Source organism: Methylobacterium litchii, from assembly GCF_038442315.1.
Taxonomy (GTDB): Bacteria; Pseudomonadota; Alphaproteobacteria; order Rhizobiales; family Beijerinckiaceae; genus Methylobacterium; species Methylobacterium litchii.
Map to the genome: position 1 here is coordinate 76381 of NZ_JBBXMY010000017.1, position 9164 is coordinate 85544.

Annotated in this window: 7 protein-coding genes and 1 pseudogene; 4 read left to right on the forward strand and 4 right to left on the reverse strand. The window is 68.9% G+C overall.

Annotated features, from left to right (window positions below; translation table 11 throughout):
* Window positions 1-85 precede the first annotated feature (85 nt).
* The gene (locus AAHF99_RS22795) at window positions 86-1039 is read right to left on the reverse strand and encodes an aspartate carbamoyltransferase catalytic subunit (RefSeq protein WP_342166710.1); all 954 of its coding nucleotides are present in this window, start codon (window positions 1037-1039) and stop codon (window positions 86-88) included.
* Window positions 1040-1192: 153 nt separating this feature from the next.
* Here AAHF99_RS22795 and AAHF99_RS22800 point away from each other — a divergent pair, with 153 nt between their 5' ends.
* From AAHF99_RS22800 to topA, 3 genes are all read left to right on the forward strand, one after another.
* Window positions 1193-2074: a cytochrome b/b6 domain-containing protein gene (locus tag AAHF99_RS22800; protein WP_412759933.1), complete on the forward strand. Its 882-nt coding sequence runs from the start codon at window positions 1193-1195 to the stop codon at window positions 2072-2074.
* Window positions 2071-2991 carry a molybdopterin-dependent oxidoreductase gene (locus AAHF99_RS22805; protein WP_342166711.1) on the forward strand — a complete coding sequence of 307 codons (921 nt, stop codon included), beginning with the start codon at window positions 2071-2073 and terminating at the stop codon, window positions 2989-2991. The genes AAHF99_RS22800 and AAHF99_RS22805 overlap by 4 nt, the downstream gene beginning before the upstream one ends.
* A gap of 141 nt (window positions 2992-3132) precedes the next feature.
* Window positions 3133-5802 (forward strand): type I DNA topoisomerase, encoded by a 2670-nt coding sequence (gene topA, locus AAHF99_RS22810; RefSeq protein ID WP_342166712.1) that lies wholly within the window; start codon window positions 3133-3135, stop codon window positions 5800-5802.
* 20 nt (window positions 5803-5822) lie between these two features.
* Here topA and AAHF99_RS22815 read toward each other — a convergent pair whose 3' ends face one another.
* Entirely contained in the window at window positions 5823-6008 is a 186-nt protein-coding gene (locus AAHF99_RS22815; protein WP_342166713.1) for a hypothetical protein, read from the reverse strand.
* Window positions 6009-6296: 288 nt separating this feature from the next.
* Here AAHF99_RS22815 and parE point away from each other — a divergent pair, with 288 nt between their 5' ends.
* Window positions 6297-8351 carry a DNA topoisomerase IV subunit B gene (gene parE, locus AAHF99_RS22820; protein ID WP_342166714.1) on the forward strand — a complete coding sequence of 685 codons (2055 nt, stop codon included), beginning with the start codon at window positions 6297-6299 and terminating at the stop codon, window positions 8349-8351.
* A gap of 28 nt (window positions 8352-8379) precedes the next feature.
* Here parE and AAHF99_RS22825 read toward each other — a convergent pair whose 3' ends face one another.
* Both AAHF99_RS22825 and AAHF99_RS22830 read right to left on the reverse strand, forming a co-directional pair.
* Window positions 8380-8871: a PRC-barrel domain-containing protein gene (locus AAHF99_RS22825; RefSeq protein WP_342166715.1), complete on the reverse strand. Its 492-nt coding sequence runs from the start codon at window positions 8869-8871 to the stop codon at window positions 8380-8382.
* Between the two features lie 170 nt (window positions 8872-9041).
* Window positions 9042-9164: pseudogene (locus AAHF99_RS22830) on the reverse strand (porin family protein); the annotation flags it as partial.

A 9164-nucleotide genomic window follows, 5' to 3' on the forward strand; every position in this document is an offset into this window, starting at 1 on the left:
AAACTGCGCCAGCGCGCGTGCGGGGGCAAGCGCCTGCGCGTGAGAGGCGAGCCGCTTTGTTGGGTAAGGGTTTATCCGGCGATCCTCACCCATTCGGCAGGTGACGCGCCAGGGCGTCGAGCACGGCCATGCGCACGGCGACGCCCATCTCGACCTGCTCGCGGATCAGCGACTGCGCTCCGTCCGCGATCTCGGAGGAGATCTCGACGCCGCGATTCATCGGGCCGGGATGCATCACCAGGGCGTCGGGCTTGGCGAGCGCCAATTTGTCGGCGTCGAGGCCGTAATAGCGGAAGTACTCCTTCACCGAGGGCACGAAGGAGCCGTTCATGCGCTCGCGCTGCAGGCGCAGCATCATCACGATGTCGCAGCCTTCGAGACCCTTGCGCATGTCGGTGAAGGTCTCGACGCCGAAGCGCTCGATCCCCGCCGGCAGCAGCGTCGAGGGCGCGATGAGGCGCACCCGCGCGCCCATCGCCTGGAGCAGGATGAGGTTCGAGCGCGCCACCCGCGAATGCAGGACGTCGCCGCAGATGGCGACCTGCAGCCCCTCGATGCGTCCCTTGTTGCGGCGGATGGTCAGGGCGTCGAGGAGCGCCTGCGTCGGGTGCTCGTGCGCGCCGTCGCCGGCATTGACCACCGCGCAATCGACCTTGCGCGCCAGGAGATGCACCGCGCCCGCCGCCTGATGGCGCACGACGATGATGTCGGGCCGCATGGCGTTCAGCGTCGCGGCGGTGTCGATCAGCGTCTCGCCCTTCTTCACCGAGGACGAGGCGACCGACATGTTCATGACGTCGGCGCCGAGGCGCTTGCCGGCGAGTTCGAATGAGGATTGCGTCCGCGTCGAGGGCTCGAAGAACAGGTTGATCTGGGTGCGCCCGCGCAGGGTGGTGCGCTTCTTCTCGACCTGACGGGAGATGTCCACGGCGGCGTCGGCGGCATCGAGCAGGGTTTCGATGTCGGGCCGGCTCAGGCCCTCGATGCCCAGCAGGTGCCGGTGCGGGAACAATGCGGGCGCGGGCGTCGGGGCTGTCATGACGGGTGCCGGGTGTAGGTGCCGGCGGCGAGTCCTGCAAGCGTCGCCGCGATCCGTGCACCGGCCACCCTGCGGCGTTTTCGTCGCGGCTGGTAACCGCAAGGTCGCGCTACACGTATTGCGCGCAAAGACCCCCGCCTCGGAGATGGCCCCTTGGACGCCTCGCCCGCCCTCAATGCCCCGGACAAGGCCGCGCCCGAGCGCGTCGGCCCGAACGGGCGCCGGCTGATCTACCGCCATCCGCTGGTGATCCGCCTGACCCACTGGATCAACGCCGCCGTGCTGCTGGTCCTGCTGATGAGCGGCCTTCAGATCTTCAACGCCCACCCGGCCCTGTACTGGGGCGCGGTCTCGACCTTCGACACGCCCGCCCTGGCCATCACCAGCGAGGAGAGCGGCGGCGCCAACCGCGGCGTCGTCTATCTGGGGGACCACAAGTTCGACACGACCGGGGTGCTCGGCCTGTCGAAGGATCGGGGTGTCGAGACCGAGCGGGCCTTTCCGTCCTGGATCACCCTGCCCGCGAACCAGGACCTCGCCACCGGCCGCCGCTGGCACTTCCTGTTCGCGTGGTTCCTCGTCATCAACGGCGCGCTCTACCTGCTCTACGGGTTGTTCTCGGGCCAGTTGCGCCGCCGGCTGATCCCGGAGGGCGACCAGATCCGCGACTTCGGCGGCTCGGTGAAGGAGCACCTGCTTCTGAAGTTCCCCGAGGGCGAGGAAGCCAAGCGCTACAACGTCATCCAGAAGCTCACCTATCTCGGCGTCGTGCTCGTGCTGCTGCCCGCGATGGTGCTCGCCGGGCTCGCCATGTCGCCGGGCGTCGATGCGGCCTGGCCTTGGCTGACGGAGCTGTTCGGAGGCCGGCAATCGGCCCGCAGCGTCCACTTCATCGCGGCGGGGCTGCTCGTCCTGTTCGTGGTGGTCCACCTCGTGCTCGTGCTGATCTCGGGCGTCGTCAACAACCTGCGCGGGATGATCACCGGCTGGTTCAGCATCGGCAAGGTTCACCCTGCCGGGGAGGAAGCCCGATGATCCTGCACCGCCGACGCCTCCTCACCGCCACCGCCGGCCTCGCCGGCGCCTCCCTGCTCGGCGGCTGCGACCGGTTCGCCGGGACCGAGACCGGCCGCCGCACCCTCTCCATCGGGGAGGATGCGAACCTTTACGTCCAGCGCCTGCTGATGTCGGGCATGACCACGGCGCGGGAATTTCCCGAATCGATGATCTCGCCCTGGTTCAAGCCGAACGGCTCGATCGATCCGCCGGACACCGCCTACAAGGCGCTGGCCGCGAAGAACTTTTCCGAGTTCAAGTTGAAGGTCGACGGCCTTGTGGACACCCCGCTCTCGTTGAGCCTCGCGGACCTGCGCGCCCTGCCCTCCCGCATGCAGATCACCCGGCACGATTGCGTCGAAGGGTGGAGCTGCATCGGCAAATGGTCGGGCGTGCCCCTGTCCGAGGTGCTGAAGCGGGCCGGGCTGAAGCCGCAGGCGCGCTACGCGGTGCTGCACTGCGCCGACACCCTCGAATACGCCAGCGACGATGGGGCCTGGGTGCAGCCGAGCCACCCGAACACGGTGCGCGAGGCGCATGCCGCCTATGTCCAGCTCGCGGCGGCGGACGATTGGGGCGGCTCGCCGACCGGCGCCGCCTCCGACGGCGAGAAGGACCCCGACGCCACGGATGGGCGCCGCCCGATCCGCTACTACGAGAGCATCGACCTGTTCGACGCCTTCAACCCGCAAACGATCCTCGCCTACGACCTCAACGGGAAGGCGCTGCCCGTCTCCAACGGCGCCCCGCTGCGCCTGCGGGTGGAGCGCCAACTCGGCTACAAGAACGCGAAGTACGTGATGCGAGTCGAGATGGTCTCGTCCCTCGCCGGGTTCGGCGACGGCAAGGGCGGCTATTGGGAGGACCGCGGCTACGAATGGTACGCGGGGATTTGAGCGGCCGGCCGGGCGCCATTTGACAACCCGCCGCCGCTCACCCACTTCTCCGCCCCGCGAGGCCCCGGCTGGCGGCGGGTTCGTTCGCATTCCGAACATTCCGTCGCGCCGCGGCCCCTTCGAGGGGGCAGAGGGTTCTGGATGAAAGTCGTCGTCGTCGAGTCGCCGGCCAAGGCCAAGACGATCAACAAGTATCTCGGCCGCGACTACGAGGTGATCGCCTCCTTCGGCCATATCCGTGACCTTCCCGCGAAGGACGGCTCGGTCGATCCCGAGCAGGACTTCCACATGGTCTGGGAGCTTGAGGATCGCGGCTCGAAGCGGGTCAGCGAGATCGCCAAGGCGGTCAAGGGCGCCGAGAAGCTCATCCTCGCCACCGACCCGGATCGCGAGGGCGAGGCCATCTCCTGGCACGTCCTGGAGGCCCTGAACGCCCGCAAGGTGCTGAAGGGCGTGCCGGTCGAGCGCGTGACCTTCAACGCCATCACCAAGTCCTCCGTCGAACAGGCGATGCGGAAGCCGCGCCAGATCGACCAGGCGCTGGTGGATGCCTATCTCGCCCGCCGTGCCCTCGATTACCTCGTCGGCTTCAACCTCTCGCCGGTCCTTTGGCGCAAGCTCCCCGGCGCCAAGTCTGCGGGCCGCGTGCAGTCGGTCGCCCTGCGCCTCGTGGTCGAGCGCGAGATGGAGATCGAAGCGTTCAAGCCCCGCGAATACTGGTCGATCATCGCGACGCTCGCGACCAAGGACGGCGCGACCTTCGAGGCCCGTCTCGTCGGCGCGGACGGCAAGCGCATCCAGCGCCTCGACGTCGGCAATGCCGAGGAAGCCGCCGCCTTCAAGGCCGCCCTCGAAGCAGCGACGTTCCAGGTGGCGAGCATCGAGGCAAAGCCCGCCAAGCGCCATCCGCAGCCGCCCTTCACCACCTCCACGTTGCAGCAGGAGGCCTCCCGCAAGCTCGGGATGGCGCCCGCCCAGACCATGCGCGTCGCGCAGCGTCTCTACGAGGGCGTCGATGTCGGCGGCGAGACGGCCGGCATCATCACCTACATGCGGACGGACGGCGTCGACATGGCGCCGGAGGCCATCGCCGATGCCCGCAAGGTGATCGCTCGCGAGTTCGGTGATCGCTACGTGCCCGGCGCCCCGCGCAAGTACAGCGTGAAGGCGAAGAACGCCCAGGAGGCGCACGAGGCGGTGCGTCCCACCGACATGGGCCGTCGGCCGAAGGACGTGGCCCGCTACCTCGAACCGGAGCAGGCCAAGCTCTACGACCTGATCTGGACCCGCACCATGGCGAGCCAGATGGAATCGGCCGAGCTGGAGCGCACCACCGTCGATGTCCACGCTTCGGCGGGCGGCCGCCGGATCGAGCTGCGCGCCACCGGCCAAGTGGTGAAGTTCGACGGCTTCCTCGCGCTCTATCAAGAAGGCAAGGACGACGAGGAGGACGAGGAGAGCCGCCGCCTGCCGAAGATGGAGGCGGGCGATTCCCTGCGCCGGGAGAAGATCGCCTCCACCCAACACTTCACCGAGCCGCCGCCGCGCTATTCCGAGGCGAGCCTCGTGAAGCGCATGGAGGAGCTCGGCATCGGCCGTCCCTCGACCTACGCCGCCGTGCTGCAGACCCTGCGGGACCGAGAATACGTCAAGATCGAGAAGAAGCGGCTTCAGCCGGAGGATAAGGGGCGGCTCGTCACGGGCTTCCTCGAGAGCTTCTTCCGCCGCTATGTCGAGTACGACTTCACCGCCGACCTCGAAGAGCAGCTCGACCGCGTTTCGAACGCCGAGATCGACTGGCGGCAGGTGCTGCGCGACTTCTGGCGCGACTTCTCGGCCGCCATCGGCGAGACCAAGGAGCTGCGCGTCGCGGAGGTGCTGGAAGCCCTGAACGGGCTGCTCGGGCCGCACATCTTCCCCGACCGGGGCGAGGGCAAGGATCCCCGCGCCTGCCCGAATTGCGGCGAGGGCCAACTCTCGCTGAAGCTCGGCAAGTTCGGCGCGTTCGTCGGCTGCTCGAACTATCCCGAATGCACCTACACGCGGCAATTGTCGGCGACCGGCGTCAACGGCGAGGGTGACGGCTCATCGACCGACGGCGGCCAGCCGGGGGTCCGGGTGCTCGGCAACGACCCCGCCACCGACCTGCCGGTGACGGTGCGCGACGGACGCTTCGGGCCGTTCATCCAGTTGGGCGACGCCAGCGCCGAGAAGGGCGCGGAGAAGCCAAAGCGCTCCTCCCTGCCCAAGGGGCTCTCCCCCGGGGACGTGACGCTGGAGACGGCGCTGGCCCTGCTCTCGCTGCCCCGCGAGATCGCGCGGCACCCGGAGACCGGCGAGCCGATCCTGGCGGGCATCGGGCGGTTTGGGCCGTACGTGCAGCACGGGCGGACCTACGCCAATCTTGGCCGCGACGACGACGTGCTGGAGATCGGCGGCAACCGGGCCATCGACCTCATCGTCGCCAAGGAGCAGGGTGGCGGGCGCGGTCGCCCGGCGGGCGATCCCGGCCGCTCGCTCGGCAAGGACGCCGACAGCGGCAAGGACATCGTGGTGAAGGCGGGCCGCTACGGACCCTACGTCACCGACGGCAACGTGAACGCGACGCTGCCCAAGAGCGTGAATGCCGAGGCTCTGACCTTGGAAGAGGCGCTGAAGCTGATCGCGGCGAAGCGCGAGGCGGGCGGCGGCAAGAAGGCGCCGGCCCGGAAGAAGGCGACGCCGCGCAAGGCCGAGGGCGAGAAGGCGAAGGCGCCGGCCAAGAAGCCGGCCGCCAAGAAGGCCGCGCCGAAGAAGAAGGCGGCGGGCTGAGGCCCGACGCCCCGCAGGGCTCAGATCAAGTAGGAGATCGTGGCGGCGAAGGCCGTCGCGAGGGTGGCGACGGCGATGGCAGCGGGGGCGGTGACGAACGGGGCGGAACGGCCCTCGTCCTCGTCGATGCACCCGAAGGCGGCGCCGGCTGCGTGCTCGAACCGGACGAGGTCCAAGTGGCGGGCTTCGTTCGCGTCGCTGAGCATCGGCACACTCCCGGGATCGGAGGATTGTCCATCCCTGCAACGCCTTGGCCGTAAGCGGGTTCCGGCGTACCGGGAACGTTAACCACGGCGGTTCACCCTGCCGGGCTGCCGTGGAGGCGCGGGGCGCTCGCACGCCGCAGCGCAGCATGGCAGAAAGGCCGTCGATTCCGCTCCGGCGGCTTTGATGTTTCCGTTTTGTTCCATTATGCTGGCGAGATGAAGGCGCATGCTCCCAGACGCAAAGCTTCCCCCGGTTCGGTCGCTCCTGCTGCGCGTGGGAGCGGGCGCGTGAGCGATCCGGCCCGCGATCTCTTCGCCGGCAAGGCCAAGCCCCTGCCCGCCGCCGAGCCGAGGCGCCGCCTGACCGAGGCGGCCTCGCCCGTCACGCTGGCGGCGGCTTCCCCGGAGGCGGGCTACACCGCCTCCGACATCGAGGTGCTGGAGGGGCTGGAGCCGGTCCGGCGCCGGCCGGGCATGTATATCGGCGGCACGGACGAGCGTGCCCTGCACCACCTCTTCGCGGAGGTGATCGACAATTCCATGGACGAGGCGGTCGCCGGCCATGCGAGCTTCATCGAGGTGGAACTCGAGGAAGGCGGATCCCTCGTCGTCACCGATAACGGGCGCGGCATTCCCGTCGATCCGCATCCGAAGTTTCCGGGCAAGTCCGCCCTCGAAGTCATCATGACCACCCTGCACGCGGGCGGTAAGTTCGATTCGAAGGTCTACGAGACCTCCGGCGGCCTGCACGGCGTCGGCATCTCGGTGGTGAACGCCCTCTCGGACGTGCTGGAGGTCGAGGTCGCCCGCAACCAGACCCTCTACCGCCAGTGCTTCTCGCGTGGGCATTCGCAGGGTGCGCTGGAGATCGTCGGGCGGGTGCAGAACCGGCGCGGCACGCGAGTGCGCTTCCACCCCGATGCGCAGATCTTCGGCTCGCTGAAGTTCGATCCGCGCCGCCTGTTCAAGATGGCCCGCTCGAAAGCCTATCTGTTCGGCGGCGTCGAGATCCGCTGGAAATGCGCCCCCTCCCTGGTCGAGGGAATGGAGGACGTGCCGGCCGAGGCGGTGCACCGCTTCCCCGGGGGCCTGTCGGATTATCTGGCCCGGGACATCGAAGGAAAGGACCTCGTCCTCGACACGGTGTTCTCCGGCAAGATGACGAAGCCCGGCTCGCACGGTTCGCTCGAATGGGCCGTGGCCTGGACGGTCGCCGATGACGGCGTCTCGCATTCCTACTGCAACACGATCCCGACGCCGGAGGGCGGCACCCACGAGGCGGGCCTGCGGGTCGCCCTGCTCCGGGGCCTGCGCGAGCATGCCGAGCGGGTGAACCAGGCCAAGCGCATGACGGCCGTCACCACCGACGACGTCATGGCGACCTGCGCGTCCATGCTGTCGGTCTTCATCCGCGAGCCGGAATTCCAGGGCCAGACCAAGGACAAGCTCGCCACCGTCGAGGCACAGCGCATCGTCGAGACGGCGGTGCGCGATGCCTTCGACCATTGGCTTGCCGCCTCCCCGGCCCAGGCCAACAAGCTTCTCGATTGGGTGATCGACCGGGCGGAGGAGCGCCTGCGCCGCCGCCAGGAGAAGGAGGTCGCCCGCAAGAGCGCGACGCGCAAGCTGCGCCTGCCGGGCAAGCTCGCGGATTGCTCGGCGGCCGGCACGGCGGGCTCCGAGATCTTCATCGTGGAGGGCGATTCCGCCGGCGGTTCGGCCAAGCAGGCGCGGGACCGGGCGACGCAGGCGATCCTGCCCCTGCGCGGCAAGATCCTGAATGTCGCCTCGGCGAGCCGCGACAAGCTCGGCGCCAACCAACTGATCGGCGATCTGACGCTGGCGCTCGGCTGCGGCACGGGGGCGAATTTCCGCGAGGCGGACCTTCGCTACGACAAGGTGATCATCATGACGGACGCCGACGTGGACGGCGCCCACATCGCCTCGCTGCTGATCACCTTCTTCTACCGGCAGATGCCCAAGCTGATCGACAAGGGGCATCTCTATCTCGCGATCCCGCCGCTCTACCGGATCCAGCAGGGTTCGAAGGTCGCCTATGCCCGCGACGATGCCGACCGTGAGCGGATCACCAAGACGGTCTTTAAGGGCGGCAAGGTCGAGATCGGGCGCTTCAAGGGCTTGGGCGAGATGATGCCGGCGCAGTTGAAGGAGACCACGATGGATCCGAAGAAGCGCACGCTGCTGCGCGTCGCGATCCTGGATGAGGCGCGGGAATCGACCGGCGACACGGTGGAGCGGCTGATGGGCAACAAGCCCGAGGCCCGCTTCACCTTCATCACCGAGCGGGCCGCCTTCGCGGAAGGCGCCGACCTCGACATCTGATCGAGGTCGCGCTTCAGGTCGATCCGGCCTAGTGCGCCGGAATGGCCTTGGCCGGGTCGAAGGCCTGCGCGGCCGCGATCGTGTCCTTGCCCATCTGGAGGATCGCGGAGAAGCGGTCCCCGCCCGGCCGCAGTACCAGCGCGTCCGGGCCTACGGCGATCCGCTTGCTGCCGATCCCGAGAAACCCGCCGACATCGACGACGACGGCCTTCAGCGTCCCGCCGTCGAGGAGCAGATCCTCGATCTTGCCGACGCTGTCTCCGGCCGGGTTGCGCACTTCAACGCCGATCATGCGCGACGCAAGGAAGGTGGCGGGCTTCAGGTTCTGGCGCTTGGTGGCGTCTTCGACGCTGCCCGCCTGCATCAGGCCGCCGCCGCCCTGGCCGCCCGTGGTGGTGCCGGGACCCGTGCCGGGTAGGACCGTATCCTTCCCGATGACGGTGGCGTCCTGCGCCAGGGCTGGGGCGGCGCCCAGCGCGCAGAGCAGCGGCAGCAGGGCGAGGCGGGACGGGCGCAGCATGGGTGATCTTCCGGGCTGGATACCCGTCTCAAGCGCGGGCGCCGGTCAATCGGCCTGTTCCGGCGTGGGTTCCTGGGCGCGGCGTCGCACCGGGCGTCCCCGAAACGAAAAAAGCCCGGCCGAACGGCCGGGCTTCAACTGCCGCGGCCGAAGCCGCGGCGGTTGAGGTCTTAGTACGAGCCGAACTTGTAGTTCACGCCGGCGCGGACGACGGCGAACTCGGTGTCGCGGCGGGTGTTGGCCGGGCCGGAGACGAGGGTGACGCCGGGGGTGGTGGTGGAGACGAGGGCGCC

Coding starts and splice junctions, on each gene's coding strand:
- AAHF99_RS22795 (WP_342166710.1), bottom strand. CDS start 1,039: ATGACAGCCCCGACGCCCGCGCCCGCATTGTTCCCGCACCGGCACCTG.
- AAHF99_RS22805 (WP_342166711.1), top strand. CDS start 2,071: ATGATCCTGCACCGCCGACGCCTCCTCACCGCCACCGCCGGCCTCGCC.
- topA (WP_342166712.1), top strand. CDS start 3,133: ATGAAAGTCGTCGTCGTCGAGTCGCCGGCCAAGGCCAAGACGATCAAC.
- AAHF99_RS22815 (WP_342166713.1), bottom strand. CDS start 6,008: ATGCTCAGCGACGCGAACGAAGCCCGCCACTTGGACCTCGTCCGGTTC.
- AAHF99_RS22825 (WP_342166715.1), bottom strand. CDS start 8,871: ATGCTGCGCCCGTCCCGCCTCGCCCTGCTGCCGCTGCTCTGCGCGCTG.